This is a genomic window from Streptomyces antibioticus (assembly GCF_002019855.1).
Taxonomy (GTDB): domain Bacteria; phylum Actinomycetota; class Actinomycetes; order Streptomycetales; family Streptomycetaceae; genus Streptomyces; species Streptomyces antibioticus_B.
Map to the genome: position 1 here is coordinate 7,750,154 of NZ_CM007717.1, position 17,706 is coordinate 7,767,859.

Genomic DNA, 17,706 nt, shown 5'->3' on the forward strand with positions numbered 1-17,706 from the left:
TCCCAGATGATCGATACGGCGGCGCTGTCACCGGCGAACGGATACGTCGAACTGGGCTCGGCGGCGGAACTGCGCGAACTGCTGGGGGAGCCGCACCCCATCGTGATCGACAAGGTGCACCGGCATCTCACCGACGCCGACCGGGACATCGTCGCCCGCTCGCCGTTCTGTCTCCTCGCGACCTCCGACAGCCGCGGCAACTGCGACGTCTCGCCGCGCGGCGACGGGCCCGGCTTCACGCACGTCGTCGGCCCCTCGACGCTCGCCCTGCCGGACCGGCCGGGCAATCGCAGGGCCGACAGCCTCCACAACATCCTGGAGAACCCGCACGCGGGCCTGCTCTACCTCGTCCCCGGCGGCAAGGAAGTACTCCGCGTCAACGGCCGGGCCCGCATCCTGACGGACGCCCCCTTCTTCGACGCCCTCGCCGACCGCGGCCGCCGCCCGCAGCTCGCGGTGCTCCTGGAGATCGACGAGATCTTCCTGCACTGCCCGCAGTCGCTGCGCCGCGCGTCCCTGTGGGACCCCGCGTCGTGGCCGGGGGAGTGATCGGGGGACCAGGCTGATGGATGCGTTGCTGGTCAGAGCGCGTGGGCTGTGGGAGGGCCTGGCCCGGGTGCCGGTGTCGTTCCCGCAGGCAGGCGGTGCGGAGGTGGCGGTCTCCCCGGAATCGGGGCTGTGCCCGGCCGGCTGGGTCGGGGTGGTGGCCCTGGGCGGATCGGCGATCGTGACCGCGCCGACCGAGCGCACCGCGGCGATCGTTCATGAGGGGCTGGCGCGACTCCCGGTGGCGGCCGTCGCGGATCCCACCGCCGTCGGGGATGTACTGCCCGGCGCGAGGAGGCTCGGCCCGGCGGCGCTGGCGTACGTGGCCCGCGAGGGTTTCCTTCCGGTGGAGCCGGGCGCGCTGTCGATGGGGCAAGTCCCGTGCGGTCACCCGGAGTTGCTGAGGCTGGAGGAGTCGGCGGGCGACGAGGACGCCGGTGAGGCGGCGCTGGGCGACATCACGTCGCCTGCGTTCGTGATCCGTGAGCACGGGCAGGTGGTGGCCGCCGCCGGTTACCGGACCTGGCCCGGCCGGGCGGCTCATGTCTGCGTCCTGACCGCGCCCGCGGCGCGGGGGCGAGGGCTGGCGCGGGTGACGGGCTCGGCGGCGGTCGCCCACGCCCTCGCCGCCGGGCTGCTGCCGCAGTGGCGGGCACGACGCGCCGCCTCCCGACGGGTCGCCGCCTCCCTGGGCTTCGCGGAACTGGGCTTCCAACTGAGCGTCGAGATCGCCTAGTCGGCGCAGACGGCCCTACCGACACCGTTCACAGCCCCGCCGTTTCCGGGCGACTCAACTCCGGCCACAGGCCGCGCAGTTCGGGGTCGACGCGACGCCGTTCACAGCCGTCGCCGTTCCCGGGCGACCCGGCGGCCGTTCCCCCGCCGTGAGGGGCTCGCGCCGTCGCGGTCCGGCGCCGGCAACGGCCCCGCCGTTCCCAAGTGACTCAACGCCGGCCACAGGCCCCGCAGTTCGGGGTCGACGCGACGCCGTTCACAGCCCCCGCCGCTCCCGGTCGGCCCGGTGGCCGTTTCCCCGCCGTGAGGGGCTCGCGCCGTCGCGGTCCGGCGCCGGTAGTGGGTCTGCCGTTCGGGGCCACCCGACGCCGTTCACAGCCCCCGTCCTTCCCTGGCGACCCGGTGGCCGTACGGTGCGCCCGGCCTACCGGTGTCGTGACGATCTGGTACACGCACACGCACCCGGCCCCGAGCGCCCGGCGGGCGATCGGCCCCGTGCGGCGCCCGTGCCGCAGCCCGTCACGCCGCCTCCGACGCCTCGTGGCGCCAGAAGCCCGAGAACGTGATCCGGTTCTTCGGGAGGCCCGCTCGGTGGAGGTGGCGGCGGCCCTCCGTGGCGAGGGTGGATTCGCCGACCACGAAGGCGTATCCGGCCGGGTCGGCATGGGTGAGGCGGCGGAGTTCGGCCAGGGCGGCGGTCCCGGGGACCGTGGTGTGGTCCTCGCGGACGACCCAGGTCACGCTCATCCCGGCCGGTGCGGCGAGGACCCGCCGGTCCCCGGCCGTCGGCACCTCCTGGATCAGCCGGCCCACCGTCCCCGGCGGCAGCGAGCGCAGGATGTTGGTGGTGGCGGGCAGGCCCGTCTCGTCGGCCGCGATGAGCACCTCGGTCGCGTCCTCGGGGCAGTCGAACAGCAGGCCCTGGTCGAGGAGGGCGAGCGCGTCGCCGGGGCGGGCCGCGCAGGCCCAGATCGCGGCGCGGCCCTCCAGCTCACCGCTCGGCCCGGTGTGCACGACGAAGTCGATGTCCATCTCCGCCGCCTCGGGCCGGAACCCGGCCACGGTGTAGTTCGAGCAGTGCGGCCGCTCGTCCTCGGGGATGGCGAGGTAGGGCTGCCACCACCGGGACCCGGTGAACTCCGGCAGGCGCAGCCGCTGTTGATGGGGGAGCTGGAGGAACAGGCGGAACCAGTGGTCGTAACCCAGCCAGGTGAACGAGGCCAGGTCGGGGCCCGCGACGGTCACCCGGTGCAGGGACGGGGAGAGGCGCTCGGAGCGGACGGCCTCGGCACGGAACATGCGGGGGTTCTGCGGCATGAGCCGGTGGATCTTCGCCATGCGAGGAAGGGTAGCCTAAGTTAAGTAGGGCCCCGGGATTCAGGGCTAATAAGGTTAGGCTAACCTTCGCTCGTGAGTTCTGGTGAAGAAGCAACCAAAGCGCCCCGCAGGCGCGGTCACGAGCTGACCGCCCGGGACGTGACCGTGTCGTACGACGGCACGGACGTCGTCCACGACGCCGCGCTCGCCCTCCGGCCCGGAGAGGTGACCGCCCTGGTCGGACCCAACGGCAGCGGCAAGTCCACGCTCCTGCGCACCCTGGCCCGGCTCCAGCGCGCCCGCACCGCCACGCTCACCCTCGGCACCGAGGACGGCGGCACCGCCGACGGCCTCGCCCTCACCGCCCGCGCCTTCGCCCGACAGGTCGCGCTCCTCACCCAGGGCCGCCCCACCCCGAGCGGTCTGACCGTGCGGGACGTCGTCGAGTTCGGGCGCTACCCCTACCGCGGACGCTGGGGCCGCGACGACCCGGACGCCGCCGCGGCCGTCGCCCGCGCCGTGGCCATGACCGACCTCACCGCCCTCGCCGACCGGGGCGCCGAATACCTCTCCGGCGGCCAGCTCCAGCGCGTCTGGCTGGCCGGCTGCCTCGCCCAGGAGACCGGCGTCCTGCTCCTGGACGAACCCACCACCTACCTCGACCTGCGCTACCAGGTCGAACTGCTCGACCTGATCCGGGACCTGGCGGACGACCACGGCATCGCCGTCGGCGTCGTCCTGCACGACCTGGACCAGGCCGCCGCCGTCGCCGACCGGATCGCCCTGCTGCACGCGGGCCGGATCGTCGCCGACGGCCCGCCCGAGGACGTCCTGACCGCGGACCGCCTCACCGACACGTACGGCATCCGTATCGACGTCGACACCGACCCCTCCACCGGACGGCTGCGCACCCGCGCGATCGGCCGTCACCACGCCCGCACCGAAAGGCTCAGCAACACCCCATGAACAGACGCCTCATCACCCTCGCCGCCGCCTCCGCCGCGGCCGTCGTGCTGGCCGGCTGCGGCACCACCGAGCCCGCCGCCACCTCCTCCGCGTCCGCCGACGCCAAGGGCATCACCCTGACCGACGCCAACGGCACCGAGGTGAAGCTCGACGGGCCCGCGAAGAAGGTCGTCGGCACCGAGTGGGACGTCGTGGAGCACCTGGTCTCCCTCGGTGTGCAGCCCGTCGGTGTCGCCGACGTCAAGGGCTACACGGCCTGGGACGCCTCCGCCCCGCTGACCGGCTCCCCCAAGGACATCGGCACCCGCGGCGAGCCCAGCATGGACACCGTCGCCTCGCTCTCCCCGGACCTGATCGTCGCCAACACCGATCTGCCGGCCGCCGCCATCAAGCAGCTCCGCGAGATAGCCCCGGTGCTGACGATCGACTCCGCCGACTCCGCGGACCAGATCGCCCGGATGGAGGGCAACCTCGACCTCATCGCCGAGGCCACCGGCACCACCGACAAGGCGAAGGAGCTGAAGACGGCCTTCGAGGCGAAGGTCGCCGAGGGCAAGAAGGCGCTCACCGACGCGGGCCTCGCCGGCCGCGAGATCGCCTTCGCCGACGGCTACGTCGTCTCCAACCAGGTCTCCATCCGCCCCTACACCGGCGGTTCGCTGATCGGGAACGTCAACACCGCCCTCGGTCTGAAGAACGCCTGGACGCTGGAGGGCGACAAGGACTACGGCCTCGGCGCCACCGACGTCGAGGGCCTCAGCAAGCTCGGCGACGTCGAGTTCGCCTACATCGGCAACAAGAGCGAGGGCACCGACCCCTTCAAGGACGACCTCGCCAAGAACTCCGTCTGGAAGGGCCTGCCGTTCGTCAAGAAGGGCAATGTGCACCAGCTCGCCGACGGCATCTGGATGTTCGGCGGCCCGAAGTCGATGGAGGCGTACATCGACGCCGTCGTCGGCGCCCTGACGAAGTAACGGACGAGCGCATGACCGTCACCGCAACGGCTCCCGTCACCGGCCCCACGGCGACGGCCTCCCGGACGGGCGCGGCCGCGGTGACGGCCGTACTCGTCCTGCTCGTCACCGCCCTGGCGGTCGTCGACATCACCCAGGGGACGGCCTCCGTCGGCCCGGCCGAGGTGCTCAAGGCACTCACCGGCCGGGCCGACCCCGCCGACGCCTCCGTCGTGATCGCCTCCCGGCTGCCCCGGATGACCGCGGGCCTCCTGGTCGGCGCCGCCCTCGGCATCGCCGGCGCCGCCCTCCAGGCCGTCAGCCGCAACGTCCTCGCCGCCCCCGACACCCTCGCCGTCAACGCCGGCTCGTACCTGGCGCTCGGCGTGCTCACCGTCACCGGCGTCTCCCTGCCGCTGCTGGCCTCCTCCGGCGTCGCCTTCGTCGGCGGACTCGCCGCGGCGGCCGTCGTCCTGGTCCTGTCCGGACTGGGCGCCGGTACCGTCCGGCTCGTCCTCGCGGGCAGCGCCCTGACCCTCGGACTGTCCTCCGTCACCGAGGGACTGCTCCTGCTGTTCCCCGAGCAGACCCACGGCCTCTACCAGTGGAACCAGGGCAGCATCAGCCAGAACGGCTTCGACGGCATCGCGCAGATGGCGCCGGTGGCCCTCGCCGGAGTGGCCGGACTGCTCCTCGTCGCCCGCCGCGTGGACGCCCTCGCCCTCGGCGACGAGGCCGCCCGCGGACTCGGCGTCCCCGTCCGGCGCACCCGGATCACCGTCGTCGTGCTCGCCTCGCTGCTCTCGGCGGCGGCCGTCACCCTCGCCGGACCCGTCGGCTTCGTCGGCCTGTGCGCACCCGCCCTGGTCCGCCCGCTCGCCCGCCGGATCCGGCCCTTCGTCCGCGTCCGCGCCTTCCTGCCACTGGCCGGACTGACCGGCGCCGGACTCGTCCTCGGCGCCGACGTCGTGCTGCGCGCGACCGTCCCCGCCGACACCGCCGTCGCCGTGCCCACCGGCGTCGTCACCAGCATCCTCGGCGCGGTGTTCCTCGTCGGCATGGCCCTGCGGGTCCGCGACACCGCCGCCGCGACCGCGCCGGAACGGCTGCGCATCCCGAGCCGCGCCGGATTCCTCCTCACCGTGGCGATCCTCGTCGCCGCGCTGATCGGGGCGATCGTCGCCGGAGTACTGCTCGGCGACACCAAACTGCTCTTCGGCGACGTCGTCAACTGGGCGCAGGGCCGGGCCGTGCAGTCCGTCTCCTTCGTCCTCGACACCCGGGTGCCCCGTGTCCTCGCCGCCCTGCTCGCCGGCGCGGCCCTGGCCCTGTCCGGCACCCTCGTCCAGGCCGTCACCCGCAACCCGCTCGCCGAGCCCGGGATCCTCGGCGTGTCCGGCGGCGCCGCGCTCGGCGCGGTCCTGCTCGTCACGACCGTCGACTCCGCCGGCTCCTGGACCATCGCGGGCGCCGCGTTCGCGGGCGCGGCCGTCACCGCCGTCCTCGTGTTCGGACTCGCCGCCCGGGGCGGCTACGGACAGAACCGGCTGGTGCTGGTCGGCGTCGGCGTGTCCGCCGCCACGACCGCGCTCATCAGCCTCTTCATCGTCCTCACCGACCCGTTCAACGCGACCAAGGCGCTCACCTGGCTGTCCGGCTCCACCTACGGACGGACCCTGCCCGACGCCCTGCCCGTCGCCGGCGCCCTGGCCCTCGGCCTGGCGGTGGCCGTGCTGCGCCGCACCGAACTCGACCTCGTCTCCCTCGACGACGACACCCCCGGCCTGCTCGGCCTGCGGCTGCCCCCGGCCCGCCTCGGCTTCCTGGTGGTGAGCGTGCTGCTGAGCGCCACCGCCGTCTCCGCCGCGGGCACCATCGGCTTCGTCGGACTCGTCGCCCCGCACGCCGCCCGTGCCCTCGTCGGCCGCCGGCACGTCCGGGTCGTCCCGGTCGCGGTGCTGCTCGGCGCGGTGCTCGTCTGCGCCGCGGACATCGTCGGCCGGACCGTGATCGCCCCCGCCCAACTGGGCGCGGGACTGATGACGGCCGTCATCGGCACCCCGTACTTCCTCTACCTGCTGGTGCGCTCGCGGCGGGTCCGGGGGGTGTCGGGCTGAGCCCACGGCCCCGGGCGGGCATGGTGGACGCATGATCGCGCTCGCCCTGCTCTTCGCCGTCCTGGGAGCCTTCAGCAACGCGCTGGGCACGGCCTTCCAGCGCAAGGCCGCCGCCACCGTGCCCCGGGGCGGCGGCCTCCGGCTGCTCCGGGACCTGGTGCGGCGGCCCGCCTGGGCCATCGGGATCGCCGGAGTGACGGGCGCCGCCGTGTTCCAGGCGCTGGCCCTGGTCAACGGGCCGATGGCGTTCGTGCAGCCCCTGTTCATCCTGGAACTGCCCTTCGCGCTGCTGCTCGCCGTCCCCCTGATGGGGCGCCGCCTGCCGGCCGCCGCCTGGTGGGCGATCGCGACCGTGGTGGCCGGACTGGCCCTGCTGCTCGCGGCGGCCGCCCCCGCGGGCACCCGGGACCAGGCCGCCATGGACCGCTGGATCCCCGTCCTCGCGTGCACGCTCGGAGCGATGGCGGCGGCCGTCGCCCTGACCCGCTCCTCCACCTCACCCCTGCTGCGCGCCGCCGTGCTCGCGGCCGGCGCCGCGATCGGCAACGCCCTGACCGCCGCCCTCATGAAGTCCGCCACCGGGCACCTCACCGACGGCGGACTGCCCGCCTTCCTCACCGCCTGGCAGACCTACGGCTTCGCCCTCACCGGCATCGCCGCGCTGCTCCTGCTGGAGAACGCGCTCCAGGCCGGCCCCCTGGTCGCCTCCCAGCCCGCGCTGACCATCGGCGACGCGGCGGTCAGCCTGCTGCTCGGCGTCGTGCTGTTCGAGGAGACCATCCGCACCGGCTGGTGGCTGCTGCCCCAGGCGGCGGGGGCGCTGCTGATCCTGTGGGGCGTGCTGCGGCTCACGCGCGTGGTGCCACGGCTCGCGGACATCGTGCGCTGAGCGGGCGCCGACGCGGCTCTGTCGTTCTGCGGCCTTGTCGCTCTATCGACTCCCCGACACCTCGAAGTCCCGGACGGTCAGCGTGCCCGCGCCCCGCACCCGGAACACCCGGTCCGCCGCCTCGGGGGCGCCGCCGCCCCGCACGACGTACGTGGCGGCCTCGGACGCGCCGAGGAAGGTCGCCGCGTCGTCCCCGGCGTCCTCCCAGAACACGTTCTCCAGGGTGCAACTGCCCAGACAGTGGACGCCGTCAGCCGCCGGGGCGCCGATGATCACGTTCTTCAGGACGGCGCCGTCGGCGAGTTCGAACAGCGGCGCCCGGTCCGGCCCGTCCAGCGCGCCCGCCCCCGTGAAACGGGCCTGCCCGCCGTCGAAGACGCCGCTGACCTGCTGTGTCCCGGTCAGCCGGGTCTCCGCGACCGCCACCGTACCGGCCGTCGACCGCGCGTCCGTGGCCATCGCCGCCTGCGCCGCGATCGTCACACCGAGCACCCCGGCCGCGACGGCGGCGATGAACGGCGTCCGGCCCTGGCGCCCGCGATGGCCCGGGCGGCCGGAGGAGGAGTGAAGCGTCACGTGGTCACCGCGCCTTTCCCTGGTCCGTCACGAAGGCATACGGGTCCACGGGCGCGGGTGTTCACGCGGCAGGACTGAACGGGGAGCGCGGGGGCAAGCGGGTCCTACGTCGGTGCGGGAAGGCGGGCGGTCGGCGACCGCCTTCCCGCACACGGCGGCCGTTCTCCCGCGGGTGGCGACGGCGCGAGGCGTCTCCCCGCGTCCGCGCGCCGTATATGGTGTTTTCGTATGAAATCATCCGGCGGTTAGGTCGTACGTTGAATGCTCACCGGACGGCGCACCACGAACCGAAGCAGCCCCTGGCGGCCGTCGGTTACGCGGGCGTGCTGCGCGAGCTGCTGCCGATCGCGCTCTGGCGGGAGGACGCGGACGGACGCGTCGTCGAATGGTCGCTCGCCGCCCAGGACCTCCTCGGGCACCGTCCGGAGGACGTCCTCGACCGGCCCGCCGCCACCCTGCTGGTCCCCGAGGGCCGCCGGGAACTCGCCGACCAGCTCACCCGCCGCGTCCACGCCGGGGAGACCGTCGTCGGCACCCTCTCCGTGCGGCACCGCGAGGGCCACCAGGTCACCATGGAGATGTGGATCGTCCCCGCCTCCGACGCCCGGGGACGGCCCGGCGCCCTGCTGGTCGCCGTGGAGACCTCCCAGGTGCTGCGGATGCGGGACTCCCTGGCGGCCCTGGAGAGCCTCTTCAGCCAGTCACCCATCGGCCTGGCCACGCTCGGCACCGATCTGCGCTTCCTGCGGGTCAACGACGCGCTCGCCCGGATGAACGGCGTCTCCGCCGCCGCCCACGTCGGCAGACGGCTCACCGAGGTCGTGCCCGGCGTCAACGCCACGGCCCTGGAGGCCACCATGCGCGAGGTGCTCGACCGGGGCATCGCCGTCGTCGACGTCCGCCGCACCGGCCGCACCGCCTCCGACCCGCACCGCGACCGCACCTGGTCCTGCTCCTACGCCCCGCTGGTCGACGGCGCCGGCCGCACCCTCGGCCTGATCGCCTCCCTCATCGACATCACCGAGAGCCAGCGGGCCGAGGCCGAGGCCGAACGCGCCCGGCGCCGCTTCGCCCTGCTCGCCGAGGCCGGCACCCGCATCGGCACCACCCTGGACCTGCGGCAGACCTCCGAGGAGATCGTGGCGATGCTGGTGCCCCAGCTCGCCGACTCCGCCGACGTCCAACTGCTCGAAGAGGTCATGGACCCCGACGAGCCCTCGCCCTCCACCCGCGGCGTGCTGCGCCGGATGGCCGCCCTCTTCCCCGACCCCGCCGCCCCCACGGCGAAACTCCAGCCGGGCATGACCTCCCACATCCCGCCCGGCTCCTTCTTCGAGCGGGTCATCGCCGGCGGACGGCCCGTCAACCTGTACCGCTCCGACGTCCCCGCCCTGGTCACCGACCCCCGCGCCGACCAGCTCCGCGCCTACCTGATGACGCTCGGCTCGGCCCGGCTGATCCCGCTCGTCGCCCGCGGCAGGGTGCTCGGCGCGGTCTTCGTGACCCGGCTGCGCAGCCGGGAAGCCTTCGACGAGCAGGACTGCGTCCTCATCGACGAACTCGCGGCCCGCGCCGCCCTGAACATCGACAACGCCCTGATGTACACCCGGCAGCGCACCGCCGCCTTCACCCTCCAGCGCAGTCTGACCAACAGTGCCCTGCCCACCGTCCCCGGCCTCGAACTCACCGGCCGCTACCTGCCCGCCAGCGCCCACGACGTCGGCGGCGACTGGTACGACGTCATCGCGCTGCCCGACGGCCGCACCGGACTCGTCATCGGCGACGTCATGGGCCACGGCATCCACGCCGCCGCCGTCATGGGCCAGCTCCGCGCGGCCGTGCGCACCCTCGCCCGGCACGAGGTGCACCCCGCCCATCTGCTCGCCTCCCTGGACGCCGTCGTGGCCGACATGGGCGAGGACGAGATGGCGACCTGCGTCTACGCCGTGTTCGACCCCGCCACCGGCGCCTGCCGGATCGCCCGGGCCGGGCATCCGCCGCCCGCCGTCCTGACCCCGTCCGGCGCGGTCGTCTTCCTCGACGGCCCGCCCGGCACCCCGCTGGGCACCGGCGGCCACGAGTTCCGCACCGAGGAGGTCCATCTGCCGCCGGGCAGCCTGATGGTCCTCTACACCGACGGGCTCATCGAGGCCCGCGACCGGGACCTCGACCAGGGGCTGCGACAGCTCGCCCAGGCCCTGCGCACCCCCGAGACCTCGCTCGCGGCCCTCTGCGACGGCGTCATCGCCCGCATGCTGCCGCACGCCGCGCAGGACGACGTCGCGGTCCTCATGGCCAGGCCCCAGAACGGCCACCCGAGCGGCGCCCCGGGCTGACCGCCCCGCCCCGCCGTAACCTGGTCGCCGTGCCGCCGACCTCGACCCCGCCCCCTTCTCCCTCCGCCCGGCTGCGGCGCGTCGCCGTCCTGGTGCTGGAAGGCGCGAAACCCCTCGACGTCGGCATCCCGGCGCAGGTGTTCACGACCCGCGCGAGCATGCCGTACGAGGTCCGGGTGTGCGGCGCCGCGCCCGGCCTGGTCACCGGCGGCGACGGACTCTCGTACCACGTGGCGCACGGGCTGGACGCGCTGAGCTGGGCCGATGTCGTCTTCATCCCCGGCTACCGCTTCCCGGACCGCGAGGACCCGCCGCGCCCGGTCGTCGACGCGCTGCTCGCCGCGCACACCCGGGGCGCCCGGCTCGCCGCCATCTCCACGGGCGCCTTCGCGCTCGCCGCCACCGGGCTGCTGGACGGGCGGCGCGCCACCACGCACTGGCACTACGCCCGCGCCCTGGCGGCCCGGCACCCGCTGGTCCAGGTCGACGAGAACGTCCTGTTCGTGGACGAGGGCAGCGTCCTGACCTCGGCCGGCGCCGCCTCCGGGATCGACCTCTGTCTGCACATCCTGCGCGGCGACCTCGGCGTGGCCGCCTCCAACCACGCGGCCCGGCGGCTGGTCGCCGCCCCCTACCGCAGCGGCGGGCAGGCCCAGTACGTGCCGCGCAGCGTGCCCGAACCGCTCGGCGAACGGTTCGCCGCCACCCGCGAATGGGCCCTGCACCGGCTGGACGAACCCCTCACCCTGGAGACCCTCGCCCGGCACGCCGCGGTCTCCCCGCGCACCTTCTCCCGCCGGTTCGTGGAGGACACCGGCTACACCCCGATGCAGTGGGTGATGCGCGCCCGCATCGACCGCGCCCGTGAGCTGCTCGAACGCTCCGAACGCGGCGTGGAGCAGATCGCGGGCGACGTCGGCCTCGGCACGGGCGCCAATCTGCGGCTGCACTTCCAGCAGATCCTCGGGACCACCCCGAGCGAGTACCGGCGCACCTTCACCCAAGGTGCCTAGCAGCGCGGCCTGGCGAGATCCTTGCGAACCATGGCGCTCACGCCTCGGCCACGGACGGGCGCGGCGCGCGAGGCTTGGTGGCGAACGGAAGGGACACCATTCATGACTCGCATCGCCATCAACGGATTCGGCCGCATCGGACGCAACGTGCTGCGCGCGCTCCTGGAGCGCGACACGACCCTCGAGGTCGTCGCCGTCAACGACCTGACCGAGCCCGCCGCCCTCGCGCGCCTCCTCGCCTTCGACTCCACGTCCGGCCGGCTGGGCCGCCCGGTCACCGTCGAGGACGGCGCCCTGGTCGTCGACGGCCACCGGATCAAGGTGCTCGCCGAGCGGGAGCCCGCGCAGCTTCCCTGGGCCGAGCTGGGCGTCGACCTGGTGCTGGAGGCGACCGGCCGCTTCACCTCCGCCAAGGCCGCCCGCGCCCACCTCGACGCGGGTGCGAAGAAGGTGCTCGTCAGCGCGCCCTCCGACGGTGCGGACGTCACCCTCGCGTACGGCGTGAACACCGACGCCTACGACGCCGAGCTGCACACGATCGTCTCGAACGCGTCCTGCACGACCAACGCGCTCGCCCCGCTGGCCAAGGTCCTCGACGACCTCGCCGGCATCGAGCACGGCTTCATGACGACCGTGCACGCCTACACCCAGGAGCAGAACCTCCAGGACGGCCCGCACCGCGACCCGCGCCGCGCCCGCGCCGCCGGCGTCAACATCGTGCCGACCACGACCGGCGCCGCCAAGGCGATCGGCCTGGTGCTGCCCAACCTCGACGGCAAGCTGTCCGGCGACTCGATCCGGGTGCCCGTGCCGGTCGGCTCCATCGTCGAGCTGAACACGACCGTCGCCCGTGACGTGACCCGCGAGGACGTGCTGGCGGCCTACCGCACCGCGGCCGAGGGCCCCCTCGCCGGTGTCCTGGAGTACTCCGAGGACGCGCTCGTGTCGTCCGACATCACCGGCAACCCCGCCTCCTCGATCTTCGACTCGGAGCTGACCCGCGTCGACGGCCGCCACGTCAAGGTGGTCGCCTGGTACGACAACGAGTGGGGCTTCTCCAACCGTGTCATCGACACGCTGGAACTGCTCGCCCGCTGACCGGGCCGCCGTCAGGCCTCTTCGGCCGGCAGCGCGTACAGCCCGGGCAGGTTGACCACGATCGCCTCCTGGGTGCTGCGGGCGATGACCACGACGGCCTCCTCGGCCGGGTCGGGGTTCTCCTCGCGGTGCGGGACGAACGGCGGGACGAAGATGTAGTCGCCGGGGGAGGTGCGCAGCCGTATCTCCTCCGGGCGCTCGCCGGAGTCGTCGAGGAACACGAACTCCGGGTGTCCGCTGACGATGTAGATCGCCGTCTCCGACTCGCCGTGGTGGTGGTCGGAGGACGAGGTGGCGGGCGCGACATGGGTCTGGCCCATCCACAGCTTCTCGGACCCGACGGTCCGTCCGCTGACGGCGGCGAACCGGCGCATGCCGCCGGTCTGGGCGGTGTCGCCGTCCAGGGCGTCGGCGCGGACGTGGTGCAGCCGGGCGCGCAGGGGGGTCGCCGACGGCCCGGACACGTCGTGCAGATGGGGGTGGAAGCCTTCACCGGGGGCAGTCAACGGCTCGCTCATGAGCCCGGACGCTAGGTCGCCCCTGAAAAGGATGTCAAGAGGTGTCCATTACGGTTCACCTGCGGCAATGTTCCCGCAACGTTGGGGGAGAACCCATGGAGACCCCTCGGCCGGGCCGCCCGTCAGGCATGATGTGGGCATGCATATCTCCGCGAAGGCGGACTACGCCGCGCGGGCCCTTCTGGAGCTCGCCCGCGAACCCTCCCGCCCGCTCAGTTGCGAGGCCATCGCCTCCGCCCAGCAGATTCCGTTCCGGTTTCTGAAGTCCGTGGTGGGCGAACTGCGCAGGGCCGGACTCGTCCGCAGCCGGCGCGGCTGCGAGGGCGGGTACTGGCTCGGCCGGCCCGCCGGCGAGATCACCCTCCTCGATGTCGCCCGCGCGGTTGACGGCGACCTGATCACCCTGCGCGGCGAACCGCTGGACACCCTCGCCTACCCGGGCCCCGCGACCGGCCTCCCGGGCATCTGGCGCCGCGTCGAGGCGGACGCGGCGGCGGTCCTCGGCGGAGTGACCCTCGCCTCCCTCCTCCCGGCGGACATCGAGCCCCTGGCCGGCCAGGGAGCCGCGTGACGGCCCCGCGAGGCGCCCTGTCATCGGCCGGCGGGCTGCCCGAAGTCGTCGAGTACACCGACCCGTTGTGCCCCTGGGCCTGGGGTTCGGAGCCCGTGTTCCGGCGGTTGCGGGCGGCCTTGGACGGACGGGCGCGATGGCGTCGGGTGTTCTGCATCCTCTTCGACGAGGACGACGACCCCGCGCCCGACCCCGCCGCCGAGACCGCCTGGTACGCCCGGTACGTCGAGGAGATCACCGCGCACACCGGGGCGCCGCGCGCGGCCCGGCTGGACCGGGTCGCCGCGAGCTCCTGGCCCGCCTCGCTGGTCGCCAAGGCCGCCGAACACCAGGGCGCGCAGGTGGCCGACCGGGTGCTGCGCCGGCTGCGCGAGACGGTGTTCGTGCTGGGCGACCCCGCCGACACCCCCGAACGGGCCCTCGCCGCGGTACGGGGCGTGCCCGGCCTGGACCTGCCACGGCTGGCGGCCGACGCCGCGTCACCCGCCGTACGGGAGCGGGTGCGCGCCGACCGGGCCGAGGCGCGGCGGCCGGTGCGCGAGGTGCTGGCTGCGCAGAGCGGCTCCCCGCACGCCGGCACCGCCAAGGAGACCGACGACGGCCACCGCTACGCCCTGCCGACCCTGCTGGTGCGGGTACCGGGCGCGTACCGCGCGGTGCCCGGCTGGCGGACGTACGAGGAGTACGCCGCCGCCGTCGACGCCCTGTGCCCGGGCCTCCTCGTGACACCCGCGCCGCTCGCCCCGGCCGAGGCGCTGGCCCGCCACCGGACCCTGACCGAGGCGGAGGCCCGGCTGCTGGCCGACGGGCCGTGGCCCCCGGCCGGCACCCCGCGGATCCCCACCGGGAACGGCCCGTTGTGGCTGCACCCGGCGGAGGCCGCGGTGCACCCCGCCGCCCCCTCGCGGCCACCGTCCGCGCCCTGACCCGGCTCTGACCTGGCGTTAGTCGCCGTCCCACCGAATGAGACACCTTTTGGTGTCCATTGACAGCCGGTGACGGCTGCCCGCAGGATGTGCAGCATGCTCACGACGCACCCCGGCGTGGTGTGCCGCTACGTGGATCTGCGGCGCACCTGTAGCGCCCTCTGTCGCTGACCGACCGCCGCCCCGGCTCTCCGGGCGCCCGGCCCCTCGGCCGGCACCGGCCCGCAGGCTTCCCGCCGCGCCCGCCGCTCGCGCCCCGTCCGACGCGTTCCCCGCGTTCCACCGCCGCTTCACGGTCCCTCTCCCGTCGCGCCCTCCGACGTCCCGCGCCCTGACCGGGCCGCGCCGCACCCCCGTGTGCGTGCCCGGCCTGCCCGCGGCGGCCGGACGGCGGTGCGCGCCGTGCGGACGGACCGTCCCCGCCGCCGATCCCGCGAGCCCCGCACGGGTCGGAGCCCTCGAAGAGAGAACGAGATGTCCGCACGCCTCACGCCCCGTCCCGCCGCACCGACCGTCCGACCCGCTCGCGCCCGCCGGCTGCGCACCGCGGCCCTGAGCGCCGGCCTCGCCACCGTGCTGGTCGCCGCGCTGAGCGCCTGCGGCGACGGGGCCTCGGCCTCCGCCGGCGGCTCCACCCTGAAGTGGACGTCGTCCTACTTCCCCTCCCACTGGGACCCGGTCGTCTCCGGCAGCGGTGCCCAGTTCCGTGAACTCGCCCTGGTGTACGCCTCGTTGACCCGCACCGACGAGAAGGGCAACGCCGTGCCCGACCTGGCCGAGAGCTGGGAGTACAACGACAAGGGCGACCAGATCACCTTCCACCTCCGCTCCGGCCTGAAGTTCAGCGACGGCGAGCCCGTCGACGCGCAGGCCGTCAAGGCGGCCGTGGAACGCGCCCAGAAGCAGAAGAACTCCGCGCTCTTCGGCGACCTGACGTCCATCAAGTCCGTGACGGCCGACGGCCTGGACGCGGTGATCAGCCTGACCCAGGTCGACTACCAGATACCCCAGCTCCTCGGTCAGCGCGTGCTCCAGATCGCCAGCCCCAAGGCGGCGAAGTCGCCCACCGAACTGGACCGCAACCCGGTCGGCGCGGGCCCGTTCGTCGTCACCCAGCTCGTGCCGGGCACCAAGGCGGTCCTCAAGAAGAACCCGGACTACTGGGACGCGGACAACATCCACATCGACAACGTCGAACTCACCTCCGCCCCCGACGCCTCCACCGTCGTCTCCGGACTCCAGACCGGCGTCTACAACTTCGCCGACATCGACCCCAGCCAGGCCGACGCCGCCAAGAAGGCCGGCCTCGACGTCTTCGTCCAGCCCGGGTTCAACGCCTCCAACCTCAGCCTGAACATCAACAAGGCGCCCTTCGACGACGACCGGGTGGTGGACGCCGTACGCCACGCGATCAACCGTCAGGAGTTCGTGGACAAGCTGACGTTCGGCTACGGCGAGGCCACCGACCAGCCCTTCCCCAAGGGGTACGTGGCCTACGACCCCAAGTCGGCCGACACCTACGCCTACGACCCCGAGAAGGCCAAGAAGCTGCTCGCCGAGGCCGGACACGAGTCCGGCGACATCAAGCTCGACCTGGTCATCCCCGCGGAGGATCCGCAGGCCGAGATCGTGCAGTCGCAGCTCGCCAAGGTCGGCATCACCGTCACCATCAAGATCGACAAGAACTGGGCGACGCCGTTCTTCGCCAAGAACCTCACCTTCTCCCTCTACGGCACCACCGGCCGGGACTCCGCGGTGCAGACCCTCACCGCCCACTTCGGCCCCAACGGCCCGCTGAACCTCAGCTCCCCCTACGAGCCCGCCGGTTTCGAGGCCGCCGTCGCCAAGGTCCGTCAGACCCCGCTCGACGCCCCGGACTACACCGAGGTCCTGCGGTCCGCGACCCGGGCCGGCCTGGAGAGCAAGGCGCTCGTCTTCACCTACTCCTCGCCCAACCTCATCGCCAAGAGCAAGAACATCTCCGACCTGCCGAAGAACCCCGCGCACATCGACTGGACCGGAGTGACCATCTCCGGCGGCAACTGACACCCGCCCGGCTCCCACGACAGGCCCTCCCACCACAGGCCCTTCCACTACAGACAAGGGGCAACCCATGACGACGACCGAGGCACAGGCCCCGCCTGTCCGACGTCGCGGGGTCGTGGCGGCCAGGACGCGGCGCACCTCGCTCCGCGTCCTGGCGACCCTGGCCCGATCCGTTGCGATCTTCATACCGGTCTTTCTGGTCGCCACGTTCGTGACGTTCGCACTGCGCTCCCTCAGCGGACTCAGCCCGGCCAGGATCCAGCTCGGCGAGGACGCCACCCCCGAGGCCATCGCCAGGATCGAGGCCGAATGGGGCCTCGACCGGCCCTTCCTGGTCCAGTACGGCGACTGGTTCTCCGGCGTCCTGCACGGACAGCTCGGCACGAGCTGGACCAACGGCGCCGACATCTCCACCCTCATCGGCCTGGGCCTCGGCGTCAGCCTGTCGGTGGCGACCTTCGCCCTGGTCATCGGCGTCGTCGTCGGCTTCGTCCTCGGCACCGTCGCCGCCCTGCGCCGCACCACCTGGGTCGACCGCGCGATCACCGGCTTCGTCACCGTCATCTCGGTGATGCCGGCGTTCGTGGTCGGTATCGTGCTGGTCGCCGTGTTCGCCGTCGGCCTCGGCCTCTTCCCGTCGGCCGGATACGTCCCCGCCGAGCAGGGGTTCGGCCCCTGGCTCGCCCACATCACCCTCCCGGCGGTGGCGCTCAGCTTCGACGTCGTCGCCGACGTCGCCCGCCAGCTCCGCTCCAGCCTCGTCGCCGCCTACCGCGAGAACTATGTGACCGGCGCCGTCGTCCGGGGGCTCGGACCGCGCCGGATCTTCTTCCGGCACGTGCTGCGCAACGGCCTCGGCCCCGCCCTCGCCACCCTCGGACTGAAGTTCCCCGCGCTGGTCGGCGCCTCCGTCGTCACCGAGTGGATCTTCGGCCTCCAGGGCTTCGGACGGTTCGCCAACGACGCCGCCCAGGCCGGTGACGTCCCCGCCGTCCAAGGCGTCCTGGTCGTCTCGATCGTGCTGGTCGTCTCCTTCAACCTGATCGTCAACCTGGTGCTGGCCCGCGTCATGCCGGCCGCCCGACGGGGAGTGTGAACC

16 protein-coding genes are annotated in these 17,706 nt (G+C 73.6%); 13 read left to right on the plus strand and 3 right to left on the minus strand.

The features are described 5' to 3' along the window. Positions 1 to 6 precede the first annotated feature (6 nt). Positions 7 to 549: an MSMEG_1061 family FMN-dependent PPOX-type flavoprotein gene (locus tag AFM16_RS35000; protein WP_030783017.1), complete on the plus strand. Its 543-nt coding sequence runs from the start codon at positions 7 to 9 to the stop codon at positions 547 to 549. Between the two features lie 16 nt (positions 550 to 565). Next, positions 566 to 1,282, plus strand: a complete 717-nt coding sequence (locus AFM16_RS35005; protein ID WP_078636367.1) for a GNAT family N-acetyltransferase — start codon at positions 566 to 568, stop codon at positions 1,280 to 1,282. 518 nt (positions 1,283 to 1,800) lie between these two features. Here AFM16_RS35005 and AFM16_RS35010 read toward each other — a convergent pair. After that, the gene (locus AFM16_RS35010; RefSeq protein ID WP_078636368.1) at positions 1,801 to 2,619 is read right to left on the minus strand and encodes a siderophore-interacting protein; all 819 of its coding nucleotides are present in this window, start codon (positions 2,617 to 2,619) and stop codon (positions 1,801 to 1,803) included. Positions 2,620 to 2,691: 72 nt separating this feature from the next. Between AFM16_RS35010 and AFM16_RS35015 the strand changes: the two genes are divergently transcribed. Genes AFM16_RS35015 through AFM16_RS35030 form a run of 4 tightly spaced genes read left to right on the plus strand, consistent with a single transcriptional unit; the run spans position 2,692 to position 7,523 of the window. After that, positions 2,692 to 3,564, plus strand: coding sequence for an ABC transporter ATP-binding protein (locus tag AFM16_RS35015; RefSeq protein WP_078636369.1), 873 nt, complete (start codon positions 2,692 to 2,694; stop codon positions 3,562 to 3,564). After that, positions 3,561 to 4,538, plus strand: a complete 978-nt coding sequence (locus AFM16_RS35020; protein ID WP_078636370.1) for an ABC transporter substrate-binding protein — start codon at positions 3,561 to 3,563, stop codon at positions 4,536 to 4,538. Before AFM16_RS35015 ends, AFM16_RS35020 begins: the two co-directional genes overlap by 4 nt. Positions 4,539 to 4,549: 11 nt before the next feature. Continuing rightward, entirely contained in the window at positions 4,550 to 6,634 is a 2,085-nt protein-coding gene (locus AFM16_RS35025; protein ID WP_078636371.1) for an iron ABC transporter permease, read from the plus strand. Positions 6,635 to 6,665: 31 nt separating this feature from the next. Next, positions 6,666 to 7,523 carry a DMT family transporter gene (locus AFM16_RS35030; protein ID WP_030782999.1) on the plus strand — a complete coding sequence of 286 codons (858 nt, stop codon included), beginning with the start codon at positions 6,666 to 6,668 and terminating at the stop codon, positions 7,521 to 7,523. Between the two features lie 42 nt (positions 7,524 to 7,565). On the opposite strand, the gene AFM16_RS35035 is transcribed toward AFM16_RS35030, so the two are convergent. Continuing rightward, positions 7,566 to 8,099, minus strand: coding sequence for a pectate lyase (locus AFM16_RS35035; RefSeq protein ID WP_051780233.1), 534 nt, complete (start codon positions 8,097 to 8,099; stop codon positions 7,566 to 7,568). Positions 8,100 to 8,422: 323 nt separating this feature from the next. On the opposite strand from AFM16_RS35035, the gene AFM16_RS35040 reads away from it, so the two are divergent. From AFM16_RS35040 to gap, 3 genes are all read left to right on the plus strand, one after another. Next, positions 8,423 to 10,435, plus strand: a complete 2,013-nt coding sequence (locus AFM16_RS35040; RefSeq protein ID WP_370628152.1) for a SpoIIE family protein phosphatase — start codon at positions 8,423 to 8,425, stop codon at positions 10,433 to 10,435. A gap of 29 nt (positions 10,436 to 10,464) precedes the next feature. Next, positions 10,465 to 11,448, plus strand: a complete 984-nt coding sequence (locus tag AFM16_RS35045) for a GlxA family transcriptional regulator (RefSeq protein ID WP_078636373.1) — start codon at positions 10,465 to 10,467, stop codon at positions 11,446 to 11,448. A 102-nt stretch (positions 11,449 to 11,550) separates the two neighbouring features. Further along, complete coding sequence (gene gap / locus AFM16_RS35050) at positions 11,551 to 12,546, plus strand: type I glyceraldehyde-3-phosphate dehydrogenase (RefSeq protein WP_078636374.1); 996 nt, start codon at positions 11,551 to 11,553, stop codon at positions 12,544 to 12,546. Between the two features lie 11 nt (positions 12,547 to 12,557). Here gap and AFM16_RS35055 read toward each other — a convergent pair whose 3' ends face one another. After that, positions 12,558 to 13,064: a cupin domain-containing protein gene (locus AFM16_RS35055; RefSeq protein ID WP_030782983.1), complete on the minus strand. Its 507-nt coding sequence runs from the start codon at positions 13,062 to 13,064 to the stop codon at positions 12,558 to 12,560. Positions 13,065 to 13,203: 139 nt separating this feature from the next. Between AFM16_RS35055 and AFM16_RS35060 the strand changes: the two genes are divergently transcribed. From AFM16_RS35060 to AFM16_RS35075, 4 genes are all read left to right on the plus strand, one after another. Then, a complete protein-coding gene (locus AFM16_RS35060; protein ID WP_030782980.1) occupies positions 13,204 to 13,635 on the plus strand; it encodes an RrF2 family transcriptional regulator in 432 nt (143 codons plus the stop codon). Further along, the gene (locus AFM16_RS35065; protein ID WP_245177878.1) at positions 13,632 to 14,561 is read left to right on the plus strand and encodes a DsbA family oxidoreductase; all 930 of its coding nucleotides are present in this window, start codon (positions 13,632 to 13,634) and stop codon (positions 14,559 to 14,561) included. Before AFM16_RS35060 ends, AFM16_RS35065 begins: the two co-directional genes overlap by 4 nt. Before the next feature lie 474 nt (positions 14,562 to 15,035). Then, complete coding sequence (locus AFM16_RS35070) at positions 15,036 to 16,607, plus strand: ABC transporter substrate-binding protein (protein WP_078636375.1); 1,572 nt, start codon at positions 15,036 to 15,038, stop codon at positions 16,605 to 16,607. A 67-nt stretch (positions 16,608 to 16,674) separates the two neighbouring features. Continuing rightward, positions 16,675 to 17,703: an ABC transporter permease gene (locus AFM16_RS35075; protein WP_030782971.1), complete on the plus strand. Its 1,029-nt coding sequence runs from the start codon at positions 16,675 to 16,677 to the stop codon at positions 17,701 to 17,703. Positions 17,704 to 17,706: the final 3 nt, after the last annotated feature.